Annotated in this window: 18 protein-coding genes and 1 pseudogene; 11 read left to right on the forward strand and 8 right to left on the reverse strand. The window is 63.5% G+C overall.

Translation table 11 applies throughout. From position 1 onward, the window contains the following. The first annotated feature begins 2 nt into the window (after positions 1-2). The 4 genes from B4400_RS16405 to B4400_RS16420 are packed head-to-tail and all read left to right on the forward strand — an operon-like array spanning position 3 to position 3,903. A complete protein-coding gene (locus tag B4400_RS16405) occupies positions 3-1,073 on the forward strand; it encodes a branched-chain amino acid ABC transporter permease (RefSeq protein ID WP_078312494.1) in 1,071 nt (356 codons plus the stop codon). Next, positions 1,070-2,239, forward strand: coding sequence for a branched-chain amino acid ABC transporter permease (locus B4400_RS16410; protein ID WP_078312495.1), 1,170 nt, complete (start codon positions 1,070-1,072; stop codon positions 2,237-2,239). Before B4400_RS16405 ends, B4400_RS16410 begins: the two co-directional genes overlap by 4 nt. Continuing rightward, positions 2,236-3,177 (forward strand): ABC transporter ATP-binding protein, encoded by a 942-nt coding sequence (locus tag B4400_RS16415; protein ID WP_139361437.1) that lies wholly within the window; start codon positions 2,236-2,238, stop codon positions 3,175-3,177. Before B4400_RS16410 ends, B4400_RS16415 begins: the two co-directional genes overlap by 4 nt. Next, positions 3,178-3,903, forward strand: coding sequence for an ABC transporter ATP-binding protein (locus B4400_RS16420; protein ID WP_078312496.1), 726 nt, complete (start codon positions 3,178-3,180; stop codon positions 3,901-3,903). On the opposite strand, the gene B4400_RS16425 is transcribed toward B4400_RS16420, so the two are convergent. From B4400_RS16425 to B4400_RS16440, 4 genes are all read right to left on the reverse strand, one after another. Beyond that, positions 3,885-4,592, reverse strand: coding sequence for a YwaF family protein (locus tag B4400_RS16425; protein WP_078312497.1), 708 nt, complete (start codon positions 4,590-4,592; stop codon positions 3,885-3,887). The two genes, B4400_RS16420 and B4400_RS16425, sit on opposite strands and share 19 nt — an antisense overlap. A gap of 39 nt (positions 4,593-4,631) precedes the next feature. Further along, positions 4,632-5,837, reverse strand: coding sequence for a lipid-transfer protein (locus tag B4400_RS16430; RefSeq protein WP_078312498.1), 1,206 nt, complete (start codon positions 5,835-5,837; stop codon positions 4,632-4,634). Then, positions 5,834-6,274, reverse strand: coding sequence for a Zn-ribbon domain-containing OB-fold protein (locus B4400_RS16435; protein ID WP_078288150.1), 441 nt, complete (start codon positions 6,272-6,274; stop codon positions 5,834-5,836). Before B4400_RS16435 ends, B4400_RS16430 begins: the two co-directional genes overlap by 4 nt. Before the next feature lie 68 nt (positions 6,275-6,342). Further along, positions 6,343-7,053, reverse strand: coding sequence for an SDR family NAD(P)-dependent oxidoreductase (locus B4400_RS16440; RefSeq protein WP_078312499.1), 711 nt, complete (start codon positions 7,051-7,053; stop codon positions 6,343-6,345). A 107-nt stretch (positions 7,054-7,160) separates the two neighbouring features. Between B4400_RS16440 and B4400_RS16445 the strand changes: the two genes are divergently transcribed. From B4400_RS16445 to polA, 3 genes are read left to right on the forward strand one after another with little or no spacing between them, the layout of a single operon-like run. After that, positions 7,161-7,583, forward strand: coding sequence for a winged helix-turn-helix transcriptional regulator (locus B4400_RS16445; protein WP_078312500.1), 423 nt, complete (start codon positions 7,161-7,163; stop codon positions 7,581-7,583). Positions 7,584-7,592: 9 nt separating this feature from the next. Further along, positions 7,593-7,982: a VOC family protein gene (locus tag B4400_RS16450; RefSeq protein ID WP_078312501.1), complete on the forward strand. Its 390-nt coding sequence runs from the start codon at positions 7,593-7,595 to the stop codon at positions 7,980-7,982. Positions 7,983-8,029: 47 nt separating this feature from the next. Further along, positions 8,030-10,738, forward strand: coding sequence for a DNA polymerase I (gene polA, locus B4400_RS16455; protein WP_078312502.1), 2,709 nt, complete (start codon positions 8,030-8,032; stop codon positions 10,736-10,738). Between the two features lie 9 nt (positions 10,739-10,747). On the opposite strand, the gene B4400_RS16460 is transcribed toward polA, so the two are convergent. From B4400_RS16460 to B4400_RS16475, 4 genes and pseudogenes are all read right to left on the reverse strand, one after another. After that, positions 10,748-11,950 (reverse strand): FAD-dependent oxidoreductase, encoded by a 1,203-nt coding sequence (locus tag B4400_RS16460; RefSeq protein WP_078312503.1) that lies wholly within the window; start codon positions 11,948-11,950, stop codon positions 10,748-10,750. A 105-nt stretch (positions 11,951-12,055) separates the two neighbouring features. Further along, positions 12,056-13,637: pseudogene (gene fadD1 / locus B4400_RS16465) on the reverse strand (fatty-acid--CoA ligase FadD1). Beyond that, complete coding sequence (locus B4400_RS16470) at positions 13,630-14,544, reverse strand: alpha/beta hydrolase (RefSeq protein ID WP_078312504.1); 915 nt, start codon at positions 14,542-14,544, stop codon at positions 13,630-13,632. The pseudogene fadD1 and the gene B4400_RS16470 overlap by 8 nt, the downstream one beginning before the upstream one ends. Further along, on the reverse strand, positions 14,541-15,863 hold the full coding sequence (locus tag B4400_RS16475) for a flavin-containing monooxygenase (protein WP_078312505.1): 1,323 nt from the start codon (positions 15,861-15,863) through the stop codon (positions 14,541-14,543). The genes B4400_RS16470 and B4400_RS16475 overlap by 4 nt, the downstream gene beginning before the upstream one ends. 118 nt (positions 15,864-15,981) lie before the next feature. Between B4400_RS16475 and B4400_RS16480 the strand changes: the two genes are divergently transcribed. The 4 genes from B4400_RS16480 to B4400_RS16495 are packed head-to-tail and all read left to right on the forward strand — an operon-like array spanning position 15,982 to position 19,472. After that, positions 15,982-16,611 carry a TetR/AcrR family transcriptional regulator gene (locus B4400_RS16480; RefSeq protein ID WP_078312506.1) on the forward strand — a complete coding sequence of 210 codons (630 nt, stop codon included), beginning with the start codon at positions 15,982-15,984 and terminating at the stop codon, positions 16,609-16,611. A 23-nt stretch (positions 16,612-16,634) separates the two neighbouring features. After that, positions 16,635-18,437, forward strand: coding sequence for an N-acyl-D-amino-acid deacylase family protein (locus tag B4400_RS16485; protein ID WP_078312507.1), 1,803 nt, complete (start codon positions 16,635-16,637; stop codon positions 18,435-18,437). A gap of 43 nt (positions 18,438-18,480) precedes the next feature. Continuing rightward, on the forward strand, positions 18,481-18,804 hold the full coding sequence (locus B4400_RS16490) for an ArsR/SmtB family transcription factor (RefSeq protein WP_078312508.1): 324 nt from the start codon (positions 18,481-18,483) through the stop codon (positions 18,802-18,804). Continuing rightward, the gene (locus B4400_RS16495; RefSeq protein ID WP_078312559.1) at positions 18,804-19,472 is read left to right on the forward strand and encodes a cation efflux transmembrane domain-containing protein; all 669 of its coding nucleotides are present in this window, start codon (positions 18,804-18,806) and stop codon (positions 19,470-19,472) included. The genes B4400_RS16490 and B4400_RS16495 overlap by 1 nt, the downstream gene beginning before the upstream one ends. The last annotated feature ends 44 nt before the right edge of the window (positions 19,473-19,516 follow it).

Consider the following 19,516-nt stretch of genomic DNA (forward strand, 5'->3'; position numbering starts at 1 on the left):
AAATGATTTCGGGGTGGATGGCACAGACAGGTGTGCAGGCCAGCACAATTTCATTCGATCTGCACGGACTGTGGAACAGCATCGGTCAGCTGACGATCGACGGTTTGGCGTGGGGCGCCATCTACGCCTTGGTCGCGGTGGGCTACACGCTCGTCTTCGGGGTGTTACGCCTCATCAACTTCGCGCACTCCGAGGTCTTCATGCTGGGCATGTTCGGGGCGTACTTCGCCCTGGATGTCGTACTCGGCTTCACGCCCGGCGGCAATGCCTATAACAAGGGCGTATCGCTCACTGTGCTGTACCTCGGTATTGCGATGCTCGTCGCGATGCTGGTGTCGGCCACCACGGCGCTAGGACTAGAAGCGGTCGCCTACCGCCCGCTGCGGCGCCGCGGCGCGCGGCCACTGACGTTCCTCATCACCGCCATCGGAATGTCCTTCGTCATCCAGGAATTCGTGCATTTCGTGCTGCCGAAAATCTTGAAGAGATACGGCGGCAGCAATGCACAGCAGCCGATCCGCCTGGTGACGCCCAGGCCAGTCTGGACCTTTGGCCCCTTTGACATCGGCGGCCGTCACATTCCTTTCCAGGCCACGCTCACCAACGTCACCATCGTGGTGGTGGCGGCGGCCCTGGTGCTGGCCCTCTTAACCGACATCGCGATCAACCACACCAAGTTCGGGCGTGGTATTCGCGCGGTCGCGCAGGATCCGACAACGGCGACGCTGATGGGCGTATCGCGTGAACGCATCATCATGACGACATTCGTCATCGGTGGTCTATTGGCCGGGGCGGCCGCGCTCCTCTACACGCTGAAGGTGCCGCAGGGCATCATCTACTCAGGCGGATTCCTGTTGGGTATCAAGGCATTCTCTGCCGCAGTGCTCGGCGGTATCGGCAACCTGCGGGGTGCGCTGCTGGGCGGCCTGCTGCTGGGCGTGATGGAGAACTACGGGCAAGCGGTGTTCGGCACACAATGGCGCGACGTGGTGGCATTCGTCCTACTGGTGCTGGTACTCATGTTCCGTCCCACCGGCATTCTCGGTGAGAGCCTCGGGCGGGCGAAGGCATGACGGCCGCACGCGCACTCGCGCCCGGTGACTCGATACGCCGGTGGTGGTCCGAGCTGGCACGCCCTGTCCAGTGGGCGTACGGGGCCATCGGTTTCGCGCTCATGGCGCTGCTGCCGGTATGGAAGATCCCGTTACTGGACACCCCCAACACGGCCTTCGGCCCGGTGATGGCGCAGTTCGCGATGGTAGCGCTGATTGCGATAGGCCTGAATGTCGTTGTAGGGCAAGCAGGGTTGCTTGATCTTGGGTATGTCGGCTTCTACGCCATCGGCGCGTACACGGTCGCGTTGCTCACGAGTCCCGACAGTCCGTGGAATCGGATGGGGACATCGGCCTTCTTCAGTTCGAGCTGGGCATGGTTGTCCTGTCTGCCGATCGCCGTCGCGATCACCGCCTTCTTCGGCCTCGTGCTGGGCACACCCACGCTCCGGCTACGGGGTGACTATCTGGCCATCGTCACGCTGGGATTCGGCGAGATCATCCGGCTGCTCGCCGACAATCTGGAGGTCACCAACGGACCACGGGGCCTGCACAAGATCGCGTATCCGCATGTGGGGGAGCAGTACGTCCGTGGCGGTGTCTTCTCCAGCGGCAATTCGGGTGGCCACCTCAACTATGGCGTGTGGTGGTACTGGCTCGGGCTCTGCCTGATCGCGGTGGTGCTGATACTGATGGGCAATCTTGAGCGCAGCCGAGTTGGCCGCTCGTGGGTGGCTATTCGGGAGGACGAGGATGCCGCCGAGATGATGGGGGTTCCGACGTTTCGGTTCAAGTTGTGGGCCTTCGTGATTGGTGCCAGCATCGGTGGATTGTCCGGTGCTCTGTATGCGGGCCAGGTCCAGTACGTGGCCTCGCCCACCTTCAACATCATCAACTCGATGCTGTTCCTGTGCGCCGTCGTACTGGGTGGGCAGGGCAACAAGCTCGGTGTGATCTTCGGCGCGTTCATCATCGTGTACCTGCCGAACCGTCTTCTCGGCGTGCAAGTGCAGGGCGTGGACCTCGGGAATCTGAAGTATCTGTTCTTCGGATTGGCGCTGGTTGTGCTGATGATTTTCCGGCCGCAGGGCTTGTTCCCAGCGCAGCAGAAGCTGATGGCATACTGGCGCAAGGCATCTGAGCGAATTGGCGCGAAGAAGCCCGAGGAAGCCGAGGCTCCGGTATGACCAAGCACGAGAAGGTCAGTCCTGAGGATGAGCCGGAGGGTGTCGAGCTCACCGGATCCGAAACCGCGGTGGACCTGGCCGAGGATCCTGACGACGAGACTGATTCCGCCGAGGCCGAGGTGCTGCTCGAGGTCAAGGGACTGACGCTCAAATTCGGTGGCCTGCAAGCCCTCGACGGGGTGAGCTTCGATATCCGGCGTGGCGAGATCCTCGGTCTGGTCGGCCCGAACGGTGCCGGCAAGACGACCTGCTTCAACGCCATCACGGGCGTGTACAAGCCGACATCGGGCAGCATCGTGTTCGACGGGAAACCGCTGCGCAGAATGCGGCGACACCAGATCACCCGGCGCGGCATCGCCCGGACTTTCCAGAACATCCGTCTGTTCGGCGAGATGACGGCCCTGGAGAATGTCGCGGTAGGTACCGACGCCCGGCACAAGACCTCGGTGCTGGGCGCGCTACTGCGCACACCACGGCACCGGCGCGAGGAACACTATGCCGTCGACGTGGGACTGGGGCTGCTCGACTTCGTCGGCATCGCCGATGTCGCCGACATCAAGGCCAAAGACCTCCCGTACGGCAGTCAGCGCAGACTTGAGATCGCGCGGGCGCTGGCCACCGAGCCCAAGCTGCTCTGTCTGGATGAGCCTGCCGCCGGGTTCACTCCCAGTGAGAAGGAATCACTGATCGAGCTGATTCAGCGCATCCGCGATTACGGGTACACGGTCCTGCTTATCGAGCACGATATGAAGCTGGTCATGGGCGTCACCGATCGCATCGTTGTACTCGAGTTCGGCAGGAAGATCGCCGACGGCCTGCCCGCCGAGGTCAGAAACGACCCGGCGGTGATCGAGGCGTACCTAGGAGTGGCCGATGAGGAATTCCACGGACCCGGTTGGCTCGACTCGGCCGCGCCCGATACTGAAAGCGAGAGGTAAGTGCCTCCCGTACAGCTGAAACTCACCAACGTCGGGGTCCACTATGGCCCGATCCAGGCGGTTCGCACGTTGTCCCTGGACGTTCGGGAGGGTGAGCTGGTCACCCTGCTCGGTTCCAACGGCGCCGGTAAGTCGACCACCATGCGTGCCATCTCCGGTCTGGTCCCGCTCAGCGCCGGGTCCATCTATTTCGAGGGTCAGGACATCTCGAAGATGAAGGCGCACAAGCGTGTCAAGGCGGGAATCGTCCAGGCGCCCGAGGGGCGGGGGATATTTCCCGGCATGACCGTCGCCGAGAATCTCGAAATGGGTTGTTACGGGCGCAAATTCAAGTCACGGGCGGAACGCCGGGAACGCCTTGACTGGATCAACGCATTGTTCCCACGGCTCGCCGAACGCCGGCACCAGGAGGGCGGCACTCTCTCCGGCGGCGAACAACAGATGTTGTCCATCGGACGTGCGCTGATGGCCAGGCCGAAGATCCTCCTGCTCGATGAGCCGTCCATGGGTCTGGCACCGTTGTTGATCACGAAGATCTTCAACATCATCGAGGAGATCAACGCCTCCGGGACGACGGTGGTTCTGGTCGAGCAAAACGCGCAGCAGGCACTGAGCCGTTCTGATCACGCCTACATCCTGGAGACCGGGTCGGTCGTTCGATCGGGCGCCGGACGAGAATTGCTGCAGGACGACAGCGTTCGGTCCGCCTATCTCGGCGTTGTCTGACCTTCTCCTGTTCTACCCGCGGCCCGCTCCCACGGCCAGGTCATCAATGCCCAGACTGTCAGAACCAACATGGCCGCGAAGACCACATACCAGGGCCACGGGCCCATCAGGTCCAAAAGGCTTGCCGTGGCCGGTTTCTCGTTGAGAAAGCCATAATTCGACCCGGCGACGGCGTTGAACGTCATGGTGAGAGTTGCCCAGGACAATGTGACGGTGGCAGTTAGGCGATAGCTATGCCACGTCGGACGCATGCCCCGTCCCCACGTGAGATAGATGGCCGCCCACACCACGAGCAGATGTATCGACCAGAACGCGAGAAACTCGTGGCCCGGAAAGTCAGAGCCGGTCAGCACGGGGGAGATGAGCGCCTGGCTACTGAGCACCAATCCCCAGTAGTACGTCAACGCATATGCCCAATACCGTTGGGACCACAGCGCATATGCTGCGACGACGGTCGCCAGGTCGGTCAGCCGCAGGGGCATCGAGACATCAATGCGCATCGGGATGCATCCGGCGATGAAGATGACGGCATAGATGATGGCGGTCACCGCACCGAGCACACGACCAAGCAGCCGCGCGCCGACGTCGGTAAGCCTGCGCCCGCGCGACACCAAGAGCACTGCGCCGAGCACGAATACGGCAAGAATCACCCAGTGCGACGGGCCGTATGCGTGGAACTGTCGTTCCATCGCTTGAGGCTAACGCCCGACGATCACCACGGAGCGCGACTAGCGCGCGACGATGACCGACGAACCGTTACCGAACAGGCCCTGGTTGGCGGTAATCCCGACTCGCGCACCCTCGACCTGCCGATCACCGGCCTGCCCGCGCAGCTGCCAGGTCAGCTCGCACACCTGCGCGATGGCCTGGGCCGGGATGGCCTCGCCGAAGCAGGCCAGGCCGCCGGAGGCGTTCACCGGAATCCGGCCGCCCACCGTGGTGGCACCGCTGCGCAACAGCTGCTCGCCCTCGCCCCTGGCGCACAGGCCCAGGTGCTCGTACCAGTCCAGTTCCAGGGCAGTCGAGAGGTCGTACACCTCGGCGAGGCTCACGTCCTCGGGACCGATACCGGCCTCCGCGTAAGCGGCGTCGACGATCTGATCCTTGAACACGCGGTCGGGTGCCGGCACCACGGCGGTGGAATCGGTGGCGATATCCGGGAGTTCCGGGAGATGCTGCGGGTACTTGGGGGTGATCGTGGCGACCGCGCGCACCGACGGGACACCCTCGACCGAACCGAGATGCTTTTTCGCGAAATCGGCGCTGGCCACGATCAGGGCCGCGGCGCCGTCGCTGGTGGCGCAGATGTCCAGCAGTCGCAGCGGGTCCGACACGACGGGGCTGGCCAGCACATCCTCCACGGAGGACTCCTTGCGGAACCGGGCGTTCGGGTTGTTCAGACCGTGCCGAGAGTTCTTCACCTTCACCTGGGCGAAATCCTCGGCAGTCGCGCCGTAGAGGTCCATCCGGCGCCGCGCGAGCATCGCGAAGTACACCGGGTTGGTGGCGCCGATGAGGTGGAAACGCTGCCAATCCGGGTCGGCCTTGCGCTCGCCGCCCACCGGCGCGAAGAAGCCCTTCGGCGTGGTGTCGGCTCCGATGACCAACGCCACATCGCAGAAGCCGGCGAGAATCTGCGCACGGGCACTCTGCAGGGCCTGCGAGCCGCTGGCGCAGGCGGCATACGTCGAGCTGATGGGCACGCCGTTCCATCCCAGCTTCTGGGCGAAGGTCGAGCCGGCGATGAAGCCCGGGTAGCCGTTGCGGATGGTATCCGCTCCGGCGACGAATTGAATTTGACGCCAATCTAATTCGGCGTCCTGCAGTGCGGTGCGGGCCGCGGCGACGCCGTACTCGGTGAAGTCACGTCCCCACTTACCCCACGGGTGCATGCCCGCGCCGAGGATGTAGACCGGATCCGGGGTGCGGCTCATGCCGAGACCTTCTTCCATGCGTAGACCAGACGCTGCACGCCCTCGTCGTCGGTGTAGAGCGGTTCGAGTGCGAGTTCCATGGCCTGGCCCACCTTCAGGTCGGCGGCGCCGGTGCCCGTAACCACCTTGCCGAGCACGATGATGCCCTCGGCCGCCAGTTCGACCGCGGCGATCGCGTACGGCTCGTACGGGTCGGATACCGGATACGGGGGCGGCGGTGCGTACTGGTTCTCGGTGTAGCTCCACACAGTGCCCCGCGACGACAGCGGCACCTGATCCAGAACATCGCTGTCACAAGCCGGGTTGGGGCAGTTGTTGGCACGCGGCGGGAACACGATGGTGGCGCACTGTGTGCACTTGCCGCCTATCAAGTGGGGCTGGCCGGATTCGTCGGTGTCGAACCAGCCGTCGACGGCAGGGGCTTGATCTGTAGGCACCCGGTCAGATTACCCATGCTCATGAGTGAATTGAAACGTGTGTCAGTTTTGTCTCCCGCCTGGCGGGATCATGGCCCAAATATCGAGTCCGTCGGCACGAAATTCTCGAACGCGTTCCGGACGGCAGACATGTCCCACAACTGCTCGGCCAACGCCGCCGACTCGACCGTCGGGAACTCGTAGGCGTCGCGAGGGGTCACGGCCGCCATCTCGCTACCGAGGATGAGTGCCCCTACGGTCAGCAGCCCGACGTACACACCACGCGGTGCCACTTCAAAATGCAGTCCCTGCAGATAATTTCGTGCCGCGGCGGCTGCCGGGCCGGGGCCGCTCATCTCCGGCATCGCCCTGGCGCCGGTACCGCCAATGGCGGCCAGGATTGCTCCACGTCCCCGCTCGATCATCCCGGGCAGTGTGGTCGACACCGTGTGAATCAATGGGCGCACCAGCAGCCCCCAGTAACGGTCGGCCTCGGCCACGGTGAGTTGGCGTGCGGGGGTGAACGTCACCGGCGACGAGGGGCCGTAGTAAATGGCCTCGATCGGGGGCAGCGTAGAGGTCACCGCTGCAAGGAGCTCCGCAAGGCGGACCTCATCGGTGAGGTCGGTCGGGAAGGCGGTGGCCGCTGTTCCTTCCTCGGCGAGATCTGCCACCAAGGCATCGAGTGGTTGGCGCCGCCGGCCCGCCACCGCGACGTGGAAACCTTCACGGCCAAATCTACGAGCCACCGCCGCGCCGGTGCCACTGCCGGCCCCGAGCACCAGCATGGTTCTGTCCATCCTTAACCTCCTGGTCGTATCATTTCTTCTGATATGTGCGTAGCACCATCATGAAGAAGTTTTGAACCTCTTACAAAAGGCACACGTGTGTGCGCTGGCGAACAAGGATGTGCGTAGTGACGGAACGCGAGAGCCCCGCTTTGCCGAGTATTTGCGCCGGGGTGGGGCTGGCAGAGGGTGAGTTCATCCGCGAGGTCCTGGACCGCGTGGGCGACAAATGGAGCGTGCTGATCATCGCGACGCTGCACGACGGCCCGCGCCGATACACCGAGCTCCACGACGCCGTACCGAGCATTTCGCAGCGCATGCTGACCCGCACGCTGATGTTGTTGCGCCGTGACGGACTCGTCACGCGCACCGCATTCGCCGAGGTGCCACCGCGGGTGGAGTACGCGCTGACGCCATTGGGACTCGATCTGCACAGCATCTCCGCCGCCCTGGTCCTCTGGGCACGCGGCCATCACGAGGTGATTCGCGGCCACCGGGCCCTGTTCGACGCCGCCCTTGACAATGCCGCGATGGCGAAGTAGCGAGGTTCCATGGGTATCGCGTTCAACCACACCATCATTCATTCACGTGACCGCGGCGCGTCCGCGCGCTTCTTCACCGAAATCTTCGGGCTGCCTTCCGCACAGGAAGTCGGTCCGTTCCTCAACGTCACCCTCGAGCACGGCGGCAATCTGGATTTCGCGACCATCGCGGGCGATGACATCACCCCGCAGCACTATGCCTTCCTGGTCGACGAGGACGACTTTGACGCGATCTACGGCCGCATCACTGATCGCGGTCTCGAGCACTGGGCAGATCCGCGGGCACAACATCCAGGCGAGATCAACCACAACGACGGCGGTCGCGGGGTCTACTTCCGGGACCCGGCGGGCCACTACCTGGAAATCCTCACCCGGCCCTACGGATCAGGGGACGAGTAGGAGTCGGGGTCGTAGGTGCTGTCGCCCCCGTTGCCTAGGGTAGGACTGTGACTGCGCCTGTAACCAAGACCGGGACCAAACAGCCGACCCTCCTGCTGCTCGACGGCAACTCCCTGGCGTTCCGGGCGTTTTATGCGCTCCCGGCCGAGAATTTCAAGACGCAGTCCGGCCTGACCACCAACGCGGTGTACGGGTTCACCTCGATGTTGATTAACCTGCTGCGCGACGAGGCGCCGACGCATGTGGCGGCCGCCTTCGACGTTTCCCGCAAGACATTCCGCTCCGAGCGCTACCCCGACTACAAGGCCACCCGTTCGGCCACGCCCGACGAGTTCCGCGGGCAGATCGACATCACCAAGGAAGTGCTGCAGGCCCTGGGCATCACGGTGCTCGCCGAGGAAGGATTCGAGGCCGACGACATCATCGCCACCCTGGCCACCCAGGGGCAGGCCGAGGGCTTCAAGGTCTATGTGGTCACCGGTGATCGCGACGCACTGCAGCTTGTCAATGAGGACGTGACGGTGCTGTATCCGCGCAAGGGTGTCAGCGACCTCACCCGGTTCACGCCGGAGGCAGTGGTGGAGAAGTACGGGCTGACACCCACCCAGTACCCCGATTTCGCAGCACTGCGGGGCGACCCCAGCGACAACCTCCCCGGGATCCCCGGCGTCGGCGAGAAGACCGCCAGCAAGTGGATCCTCGAATACGGATCCTTACAAGAACTGATCGACAAGGCCGATACCGTGCGCGGAAAGGTCGGCGAGTCACTGCGCGCGAACTTGGCATCGGTGGTTCTGAACCGCGAGCTCACCGATCTGGTGCGCACGGTGCCGCTTCCGTATGTGCCCGCCCAGCTCGCCGTGGCACCCTGGGACCGCGACCAGATACACCGCCTCTTCGACGATCTCGAGTTCCGGGTGCTGCGCGACAGGCTGTTCGAGACCCTGGAAGCGGTGGAGCCCGAAGTGGACGAGGGCTTCCAGCTGGCGGGACAGGCATTGGAGCCGGGCACTGTCGCCGAGTGGCTGACGGCACACACCGCGGATGGCCGCCGTAGCGGCCTCGCGGTAGTCGGGACCTACACGCCCTATGACGGCGATGCGACGGCCATCGCCATCGCCTCCGCCGACGGAGATGGTGCGTACATCGACACCACGACGGTCACCCCAGAGGATGAGGCAGCTCTCGCCGAATGGCTCGCCGATGAGGCTCGCCCCAAGGCGCTCCACGAGGCCAAGCAGGCCATGCACGCGCTGGCCGGACGCGGATGGCCACTTACCGGTGTCACCTCCGATACCGCACTCGCCGCCTACCTGGTCCGCCCCGGGCAGCGCAGCTTCGCGCTCGACGACCTGTCATTGCGGTACCTGCGCCGTGAACTGCGCGCCGAAGACACTGGAGAGCAACAGCTTTCGCTACTAGACGAAGACGGCGCGGACGGGGCCAAGCTATCCCAGGCCCAGATGCTGCGTGCCCGTGCCGTCATCGACCTCGCCGATGCGCTCGACGTCGAACTCGAACGCATCGAGTCGGCGGCACTGCTCACCGACATGGAACTACCGGTCCTACGGGTACTGGCGGGGCTGGAGGCGGTCGGTATCGCGGTCGACATCGACCACCTGACCTCCCTGCAGAATCAATTCGCCACCGGTATCCGGGAGGCCGCAGACGCCGCCTATGCGGTGATTGGCAAGCAGATCAACCTGGGCTCTCCCAAACAGCTCCAGGTGGTGCTGTTTGACGAGCTCGGTATGCCCAAGACCAAGAAGACCAAGACCGGCTACACGACCGATGCGGACGCGCTGCAAACGCTCTTCGACAAGACCGGGCACCCATTCCTGGAGCACCTCCTCACTCACCGCGACGTCACCAGGCTGAAGGTCACCGTCGACGGGCTCCTGAAATCCGTTGCCGCGGATGGGCGTATTCACACCACCTTCAATCAGACGATCGCGGCCACGGGCCGATTGTCATCGACAGAGCCAAACCTGCAGAACATCCCGGTGCGCACCGAGGCCGGGCGCGAGATCCGCGATGGCTTCGTGGTCGGTGCGGGCCACTCCGAGCTGATGACTGTCGACTACAGCCAGATCGAGATGCGCATCATGGCGCACCTGTCGGCCGACGAGGGTCTTATCGAAGCGTTTAACACCGGCGAGGACCTGCACTCATTCGTGGCAGCCCGGGCCTTCGGGGTGCCGATCGACGAGGTCACCGGTGAGTTGCGTCGTCGCGTGAAGGCCATGTCCTACGGCTTGGCCTACGGTCTGTCGGCCTACGGACTGGCCACCCAGCTCAAGATCTCCAACGACGAGGCCAAAGAGCAGATGGATCAGTACTTCTCGCGGTTCGGCGGCGTTCGCGAGTACCTGCATGCCGTGGTGGATCAGGCACGTAAGGACGGATACACCTCGACGGTGCTCGGACGGCGCCGTTACCTGCCCGATTTGGACAGTGGCGACCGCCTGCGGCGTGAGGCGGCCGAACGTGCGGCGCTCAACGCGCCGATCCAGGGCAGCGCCGCCGACATCATCAAGGTCGCGATGATCGCTACCGATAAGGCGTTGCGAAACAAGGGATTACGGTCGCGCATGCTCCTTCAGGTGCATGATGAGCTGCTCTTCGAAGTGGCCGACGGCGAACGGGACACGCTGGAGGCGTTGGTACGCGAAACCATGGGTTCGGCCTATCCGCTCGATGTGCCCCTTGAGGTTTCGGTGGGTTATGGCCGCAGCTGGGATGCCGCGGCCCACTGAGCCGAGCCGCTAGTGCACGTCCGGGGTGTGCACCCGCTCCGGACGTAAACCTCTGCCGACCGCGATGGGCGGCACGAACTTGAGCGGGCCCCGTCCGACAAAGAATGGCAGTTTGATGGGGGACAGGTCGCCGGTGAGAACCGGCTTGATGACGTTGTTCTGGACGAACACCTGAAACGCTTGCACCACCTTGGTCGGCAGTTCGCGCCGGCCTTGCACCCTGGCGAGATCCTCGTCGGTGACGCACCGCTTACACAGCGGATCCACGAGGATGTTGGCGGCTGCCACCGCATCGGCGACGGCCAGGTTGATGCCGACTCCGCCGGCGGGCGACATGGCATGCGCGGCATCGCCGATGCACAGCAGACCGGGCCGCCACCAGGTCTTGAGCCGATCGACCCGGACATCGAGATGGCTGGTGTCATCCCAGGACCGCAGATCGTTCACGTGCTCGCGCAGTTGCGGGCGGGCGGTGATCAACCGCTCCTTGAATGCGTCCAGCGAGCCGTTGTGTGCTCCGGCGCCCTTGGGCATGAGATGGGCGACCTGCCAGTAGTCCCCGCGGTGAATCATGGCCAACAACAGGCCTCTACGCAGGACCGCGAATGTCTCGTCGGGATCACCCGGTCGCCGGTTCAACCGGAACCACAGCACATCCATCGGTGAGCTCTCGTCGGCGGTTTCCAGTCCCGAAGCGGCGCGTACGGCGGACGTGCGACCGTCCGCCGCGATGACCAGATCGGCATGCACCTCCAGGTCGGGTGTCCGCACGCCCACCACTCGGTCGCCGTCAACGATCAGACCGGTGACCTCCGCATTCCGGACGAGCGTGAATTCCGGGTATTGCTCGGCCTTCTCAGCCACGAAGTCGAGGAAATCCCACTGCGGCATGAACGCGATGTATGGCTGCTTGTACCCCAACCACGCCAGCGCGCGAAAATCACCGAAGGTGCGCAACCGCCCGTCGCCATCGAAGGCGATGTGATCGACCTTCTGATGTGGCAGTCGCAGAAACTCGTCGATAAACCCGAGGTCATCCATGATGCGCATGGTGGTCGGATGAACGGTGTCCCCGCGAAAATCGCGCAGAAAGTCGGCGTGCTTTTCCAGAACGACAACGTTGATCCCTGCCCTCGCCAGCAGCAGCGCATGCACCAAGCCGGCGGGGCCTCCGCCGGCGACACACACCTGAGTCCGCATCACGTGCGCCATACCCGGACGCTACGCCCGAACCAGCTGGGGTGGGGCGTCCGACCACACATCGCTGGCCATTCCGATGCCCGCCTCCGCGCGCGGAGGCCGGCGACCTGAACAGTGCTACCGGGAGTTCTCCGCGGACTCATACTCGGCGCCGCGTTCGTCGCGATGCCACAGCTCGTCGTCGCCGACATCAACGCCATCCGAAATCAGCGCGCGCTTGAGCACCTTGTTGGTTGCGGTGCTGGGCAGGCTACGTGCCAAGCGCACATATCGCGGCCAGCCAATCCGTGGCAGATCTTCCTGTGCGGCGAGAAACCTGGAGAGACCCGACTGCGTCAACGAATCCCGCAGTACCAGCGCCGCCATCACCTCGTCGCTGTCCCGCCTATTGCGAATCGCGTACACGGCTGCCTGGCTCACCGCGGGGTGCCGCTGCAGAATCCGCTCGATGGGTGCCGCCGCCAGGTTCTCGCCATTGATCCGCATCCAGTCGGCAGTCCGGCCCGCCAGGTAGATCCAACCCTCGCCATCCCGGTATGCGAGGTCGCCCGACCAGTACATGCCGTGGCGCATCCGTTCGCCGGTGGCGTCGTCGTCGTTGTAATACCCGGAGAAAAAGCCCGCCCCTTGGGTATTCACCAGTTCACCGACCGCCTCATCCGGGTTGGCCAGGATGCCGTGTGCGTCGAACCGGGCTGTGGCGCATTCGCTCAAGGTGTCAGGGTCGTAGATCCCGACACCGGGAAAACCCTTGCCGATGGATCCCGTGGGAGTTCCTTCCTCCCGGGTGATGATGACGGCATTCTCCGTCGAACCGAATCCGTCGCACACCGTGACATCGAATCGCCGTGCGAATTCGGCAATGTCGTGGTCGGAGGCTTCGTTTCCGAAGGCCACGCGCAACGGGTTGGATGCGTCGCAGGGTTGTTCCTCCGTAGCCAGCACGTAGGCCAACGGCTTGCCCACATAGTTCATGTACGTGGCGCCGACTTCCCGAATATCGGCGAGGAAGCCCGACGCGGAGAACTTCGCCGGGGCAAGCGTGGCACCCGCAGCGACCGCGACAGCCCATCCGGCCAGCACGGAGTTGGAGTGGAACAGTGGCATCGAGACGTAGCAGACGTCGGCGGCGGACAGCGAGAATCGAGCCACCAATGACTGGGCCGCAACAAGAACCATCATGTGCGTCACCAGAACTGCCTTCGGGTCCCCACTGGTCCCGGAGGTGAAGATCATCATGAAGGGATCGAGGGCCTGGGCGGTTCGGCAGGGCTCTAGCTCGCCGGCTTCCGCGACCTCGCGCTGCCAATCCGCACCGTCGACATCGATCACCACGACACCGGGCAGATCCAACGATTCGAGTAGAGGCGCATGGTCAGCGTCCACCAGCAGGATCTGTACATCCGCCTTGTAGATATCGCGTGCCAACCCCTCTCCGCGCCGAGTGCTGTTGATGGCGCACAGGATGTACCCCCCCCTGGGCGGCGGCGGCCATCGCCGTGGCCATCGCGGGTGTGTTGCCCAGCAGGGTGCCGATGTGCAGCGGCCGATCAGGGTCGGCCATCCGAATCAGTACCGCGGCGTGACGAGCCGCCGCGGCCATGTGCTCGCGCCACGTCCACGTCACACCCCGATAGACGAGCCCCGCGTTGTCATCGGTGGCCCGCGCGCGGACCAATTGCTGGATGGTCTCAACCATGGACTGCTTGGGTAAGCGACGCCGCCCTGACACCCAGATGTCTCGTCAAAAAGCTGATTTGGTGGGACACCACGGAATCGAAGCATTCCTGGCCCTGGTAGACACCGAAGTGATCACACGGGTAGTGCCGCACCTCGGCGCGGGCCTTGAAGGCGGCCTTGGCCGCGGCGTGCGGCGGCGCTGCCTGGTCGAAGTCAGCGATCTGCACCAGAGCGGGACAGTCAATGCGCGCGGCATAGCGAGTGGGGCGATAGGAGGCAAGTTGAGTGCCTACCGTCGCGTCGATCTCATTGCGCCAGGAGGGGCCCGCGATCTCCAGATGCGCCTCGTAGTATCCGTCAGACGTCAGCGCCGCCAGTTCTCCTGGGTGCCCGACGATCGGGATCGTGCGCTGCCCGCGGCCCACCCGGCTGCGGACGCCAGTCAGCGCAGAGCGCATGAGGGCACCGGCACTGTGTTCACCCATTGCGGACCGTGCTGCCGCGATGCCGTCCACCAAGGGCGTCACCGACACAACAGCCGCCACGTCGTTGCGTGCGCCGGCGACCGCCAGCACATGCCCACCCGCCAGGGAAACACCCCACAGGACAATTCGCGTGGGATCGACGCCGGGAAGACGAGCCGCGGTGCTCACCGCGGCGTGATAATCACCGATCTGACGACTGAATGAAACTTGTTGCCGGGGAAAGCCGTCAGATGATCCGAAGCCGCGGTAGTCAAAGGCCAGGGCATGCATGCCGGCGGCGGCCAGCCGTTCGGCGAACGGTTCTAGCCCCGAGTCCTTGGTGCCGCCCAGGCCGTGCGCCATCACCACGACAGGAGCCGGCTCCGCTGACGTCTGAGTTCGGTAAAACCACGCATCACAGTCGATTCCGTGGCTACTGAATCGGATGTTCCGTCGGTTCACGCCGCTCCTCCCGCCCGCGCAAATCCGCCGGGGATCTCCTTGGTTCTCATATCGTGTTCGTAGAGGAAGTAGTCCAGCTGCTGGGTATGGCGCGGGCGATCAAGCATGTGCCCGGTGTACTTGCGATGCTCTGCCTCGATCACCGCATTCATCTCGTCGACTGAGGGCAATCGGTACTTGCCCGCCGCGTAGGCGCCCACCAGGCGCGCCTGACATTCGACGAAGGGGAAAAGCGATGGAACAGCCTGCGCCAGACCGACGAAGATCAAGTCGTCCAGGCCGGGCTTGAACATCCGTTTGTATAGGTCGATGCGATTGCCCGGGGCACTGAGGAATTCCGGATCGAAGAACGGGAAGGTGATGTTGTAGCCGGTCGCGAAGATGATCACGTCGAAGTCCGTGAATGTGCCGTCCTCGAAATGCACGGTGTCACCGTCCAAGCGGCTGATGTTCGGCTTGGGGGTGATGTCACCGGATCCAAGTCGCAGCGGTAGCTCCACGGACTGAGTGAAGTGTGCCTCGCCGAACTTGTGGTTCGGCATCGGCAGCCCCAGTTGATCTGGGCGACCCGACATGATCGGCTGCATCATCTGAAAGAGCTTGCGCTGCCATGCCATCGGTATGTGCGGGCTGGTGCGGAAGTACTTGTCGGCGGGTTGTCCGGCGACGTACTTGGGAACGATCCAGGCGCCGGATCGGGTGGAGAGGGTAACGGTGTTTCCCGTCGCTCGTGACGATAGTTCCACCGCGATGTCCGCCGCGCTATTGCCCAGACCCACCACCAGAATTCGCTTGTCCATGAGATCCAGGGGAGTGCGCGGATCGATGTAGTGGTGCGAATGCAGTGTGGTGCCGGTAAATGTGCCCGGAAAGTCGGGATACCTGGGGTCCCAATGATGACCGTTGGCGACGACGAGCAGGTCGAACAATCGGCGTTCACCCCTCTGCGTCAGCAGTTCCCAGCCGCCGGTCGATAGTCGCTCGGCGTGCACGACGCCGTTGCGGAATTCGATGTTGGGTCTGAGATCGAAGGCTGTCGCATAGTCCTCGAGGTACTGCTTGATCAGGGTGTGGTGGGGAAAATGCGGATAGCTGTCAGGCATGGGGAAGTCGCGGAAGGACAGCTGATGCCGTGAGGTATCGATGTGCAGGGAGCGGTAGGCGCTGCTGTGGCCGTTGGGATTGCCGAATGCCCAGTTTCCGCCGATTCGATCTGACGTCTCGAAGCAGGTGAAGGGAACTCCATAGTCGGACAGCATCTTCGCGGATGTGAGCCCGCTGATGCCGGCACCGATGATCGCGATATTGGGTCGGGTCATGGCACTCCTAGAAATACGACCGCGGCGATGCGGTCGTCTCTGAACAGTTTCAGAAATCTGTGCACTCGAAGTGTACACAGATCTTGAAATGTGTCCACACCTTGTTTACATTGAGGGCATGACTGCGGTGTTCGATGAAGGTGCGATACCCGATCCCGATGGTGCATCGGTGGCCGCGAGGCTGCTGGACGCGGCCGAAAAAATTCTGGCCGACAAGGGGATTCGTGCGACGACGATGACGGATGTAGCTGAGGAAGCGGGTGTTTCGCGGTCGTGGCTCTATCGCCACTTCCCCGATAAACAGACCCTGGTAGGCGCGGCGATCATCCGGTTGATCGAGATCAGCTGGGCACAGTCTGCCGCCGAGCTCGCGGACATCGACGGGTTCGAGGCTCGGTTGGTGGCCGGAGTGAAGATCGGCCGACGTGCATACGACGATCCGGGCACCCTGCTCATGCGGATCCGGGTGCGCGAGCCCGAGGAGTTCATGGCCTGCGCCGGAGCCGGCGTTCAGGGTCTGGTACCGGACCTCGCCGCCTTCTGGCGCCCGTATGTGGAGGCGGCCCGCGATGCCGGGGAGATCCACGCGCGCACCGATGTCGAGGAAGCCAGCGAATGGATCGCTCGCGTGATGATCAGCCTGGGAAGCGTCCCCGGAAACTGCATGGATCCGGACGATCCAGCCTCACTACGTCGCCATTTTCGGCGGTATGTCCTACCGGCGCTTCGTATCGCGCCCGTGAAATAGCAGTACTATAAGGAGAATTCACCATGGCTTCCCATGACGGCGTCCAGTTCGACACGGTGATCAAGAACGGGCGATGGTTCGATGGCACCGGCGCGGCGTCCGCTATCCGAAACATCGGCATCAAGGATGGCCACATCGCCGCAGTCTCGGATGGCGACCTCGACGAGACGAACTGTCCGCACATCATCGATGCCACCGGAAAATGGGTCCTCCCGGGATTGGTGGATATCCACACCCACTACGACGTCGAGGTACTTGCCGCTCCCGCATTATCGGAGTCGGTTCGTCATGGGGTGACGACAGTACTGCTGGGCTCCTGCTCGCTGTCGGTGGTGCATGTCAGTGGCATCGATGCCGGAGACATCTTCGGCAGAGTGGAAGCGATCCCGCGTGACCACGTCATCGGGGCCGTGGATCAACATAAGACGTGGACCAACGCGCGTGGGTACATCGCGGCTCTTGAGTCACTACCCCTGGGGCCGAACATCGCGACGTTCCTAGGGCATTCGGATATGCGCGCGGCGGTGATGGGGCTGGACCGTGCCACCCGCAAGAACGAACGACCCACACCCAGTGAGCAGGCACAGATGGACCGCTGGCTGACCGAGGCCCTGGACGCCGGTTTCGTGGGGATGTCGTCTCAGCAGCTCCTGTTCGACAAGCTAGATGGCGATGTGTGTCGTTCCCGGACGCTGCCGTCGACCTACGCCAAGCCGCGCGAGTTACGGAAGCTGAAATCACAACTTCGCCAAAGGAATCGGGCGCTGCAATCCGGCCCGGACATTGAGAACCCCTTGAACGTGTTGTCTCAGGCCGTCCAGTCTCTGGGAATCCTGCGCAAGCGGCTATCGACATCACTACTCTCGGCCGCCGATATCAAGGCCAACCCGTACGCGATCCGGGCGATGGGACCGGTGGCCCGCATCGTCAACACGCTGGGCGGCAACTTTCGCTGGCAGCATCTGCCCGTGCCGTTCGAGGTCTACGCCGATGGCATCGATCTGGTGATCTTCGAGGAATTCGGTGCGGGTGCCGCGGCGTTGCACTTGCGGGATGAAGTCGAGCGCAATGAGCTGCTGCGTGACGAGAAGTACCGGAGGCGGTTTCGCAAGGAGTATGAGAGCAAGTTCGGCGTAAGAGTTTGGCACAGAGACTTTTTCGACGCCGAGATCGTAGCCTGCCCGGATGCGTCGGTGGTCGGTAAGTCCTTCGGGCAGGTCGGTGTGGATCGCGGGGGGCTACATCCCGTCGACGCGTTTCTTGATTTGGTGCTCGAACATGGCACGGCAATCCGCTGGCGGACCACGATTTCCAACCATCGCCCCGGGGTGCTCAAGCAGCTCGCGCAAGATCCCGGCATTCAGCTTGGCTTCTCCGATGCCGGTGCCCACCTGCGGAACATGGCTTTCTACAATTTCGGGCTGCGGCTACTGCGGCATGTACTCGAGGCACAACTAGCCGGACAGCCGTTCATGACCATCGAACAGGCCGTACACCGGCTGACCGGTGAGCTCGCCGATTGGTACCAGATCGATGCCGGTCATCTCCGAATTGGCGACCGCGCAGATCTTTTCGTGGTAGATCCGGAGAAGCTCGATGGATCTCTGACCGAGTACGCCGAGCAGTCCGTAGCCGCGTACGGGGGACTATCACGGATGGTCAATCGCAACGACGCAACAGTCAGCACGGTACTGATTGGCGGCCGGGCCGTCGTGGTTGACGGCCAGCCGGCCGACATCCTGGGCAAGCAACGGACGGGTAGCTTCCTGCGGGCGGGGGAGAAGGTGCGTTCGGCCGCGGCGGGGCAGGTGCCCGCCGCTAGTTAGTACATCTAGACCTGAATACAGACAAAGCTGTACTATTGGATCCATGCAGACCCTGGTTCATCGCGACGCCCTGACGAGGTTCGGATCCGCATTGTCGGACCCCACGCGCACGGCCATCTTATTGAGCCTGCGATCGCGGCCCGGGTATCCCTCTGAGCTTGCCGACGATGCTGGGGTGTCGCGACAGATCACGTCGAATCACCTTGCGTGTCTGCGTGGTTGCGGTCTGGTTGTCGCTGTTCCGGAGGGCCGGCGCACCCGTTACGAGCTGGCCGATGAGCGCATCGCTCACGCTCTAGACGACCTGGTGGACCTGGTGCTGACGGTGGATCCGTCGTGCTGCCCGGCCGACGAGGGCTGCTGCTGATGGTGCTCGCGTCACAGCGGCGAGATGTGCTCAATCGCCGGGTTCGTCTTTTCGTCGCCGCCACCATCACCTACAACGTCATTGAGGCCGTCGTGGCCCTCTCGGAGGGTGCGCGAGTGTCCTCGACCGCGCTGATCGGTTTCGGCTTGGATTCTGTGATCGAAGTGTCATCGGCCGCGGCAGTGGCATGGCAATTCAGTGCCAAGGACCCGGAGGCTAGGGAGAAGACTGCTCTTCGCGTGATCGCATTCTCGTTCTTTGCGCTGGCCGCCTATGTGGCGGTGGAATCGATCCGGGCGCTAGCGGGGTTCGGTGAGGCCAGGCATTCGACAATTGGGATCGCCTTGGCAGCAGTGAGTCTGGTGGTCATGCCAGTGCTGTCGTGGGCGCAACGCCGAGCGGGCCGCGAGCTGGGGTCTGCGTCTGCGGTGGCAGATTCCAAGCAGACGCTGCTGTGCACGTATCTGTCGGCGGTCGTGCTGGTGGGGCTGCTCGTCAACGCCCTCTTCGGGTGGTCCTGGGCCGACCCGATCGCGGCGTTGGTCATCGCGGCCATTGCGGTCCGCGAGGGGATGAATGCGTGGAAGGGCGAGTCCTGCTGTGCGCCACATATTCCCTCGGCATCGGTGCAGGCCGCTAGCGACGAATGCGACTGCTGCCAGCGCTAGCGCCACACATGGTCTACTATCTGCGTATCAATGCAGATATGCAG

Origin of the sequence: Mycobacterium sp. D16Q13, from assembly GCF_002013375.1 — a bacterium.
In the GTDB taxonomy this organism is placed as follows: Bacteria; Actinomycetota; Actinomycetes; order Mycobacteriales; family Mycobacteriaceae; genus Mycobacterium.

What these genes read in the sequence shown, in the direction of transcription:
- B4400_RS16410 (WP_078312495.1), top strand. Translation starts at nt 1,070, where the DNA reads ATGACGGCCGCACGCGCACTCGCGCCCGGTGACTCGATACGCCGGTGG.
- B4400_RS16475 (WP_078312505.1), bottom strand. Translation starts at nt 15,863, where the DNA reads ATGACCCGACCCAATATCGCGATCATCGGTGCCGGCATCAGCGGGCTC.
- B4400_RS16450 (WP_078312501.1), top strand. Translation starts at nt 7,593, where the DNA reads ATGGGTATCGCGTTCAACCACACCATCATTCATTCACGTGACCGCGGC.
- B4400_RS16495 (WP_078312559.1), top strand. Translation starts at nt 18,804, where the DNA reads ATGGTGCTCGCGTCACAGCGGCGAGATGTGCTCAATCGCCGGGTTCGT.
- B4400_RS16480 (WP_078312506.1), top strand. Translation starts at nt 15,982, where the DNA reads ATGACTGCGGTGTTCGATGAAGGTGCGATACCCGATCCCGATGGTGCA.
- B4400_RS16425 (WP_078312497.1), bottom strand. Translation starts at nt 4,592, where the DNA reads ATGGAACGACAGTTCCACGCATACGGCCCGTCGCACTGGGTGATTCTT.
- B4400_RS16440 (WP_078312499.1), bottom strand. Translation starts at nt 7,053, where the DNA reads ATGGACAGAACCATGCTGGTGCTCGGGGCCGGCAGTGGCACCGGCGCG.
- B4400_RS16430 (WP_078312498.1), bottom strand. Translation starts at nt 5,837, where the DNA reads ATGAGCCGCACCCCGGATCCGGTCTACATCCTCGGCGCGGGCATGCAC.
- B4400_RS16485 (WP_078312507.1), top strand. Translation starts at nt 16,635, where the DNA reads ATGGCTTCCCATGACGGCGTCCAGTTCGACACGGTGATCAAGAACGGG.
- B4400_RS16415 (WP_139361437.1), top strand. Translation starts at nt 2,236, where the DNA reads ATGACCAAGCACGAGAAGGTCAGTCCTGAGGATGAGCCGGAGGGTGTC.
- B4400_RS16445 (WP_078312500.1), top strand. Translation starts at nt 7,161, where the DNA reads ATGTGCGTAGTGACGGAACGCGAGAGCCCCGCTTTGCCGAGTATTTGC.
- B4400_RS16490 (WP_078312508.1), top strand. Translation starts at nt 18,481, where the DNA reads ATGCAGACCCTGGTTCATCGCGACGCCCTGACGAGGTTCGGATCCGCA.
- B4400_RS16405 (WP_078312494.1), top strand. Translation starts at nt 3, where the DNA reads ATGATTTCGGGGTGGATGGCACAGACAGGTGTGCAGGCCAGCACAATT.
- B4400_RS16460 (WP_078312503.1), bottom strand. Translation starts at nt 11,950, where the DNA reads ATGGCGCACGTGATGCGGACTCAGGTGTGTGTCGCCGGCGGAGGCCCC.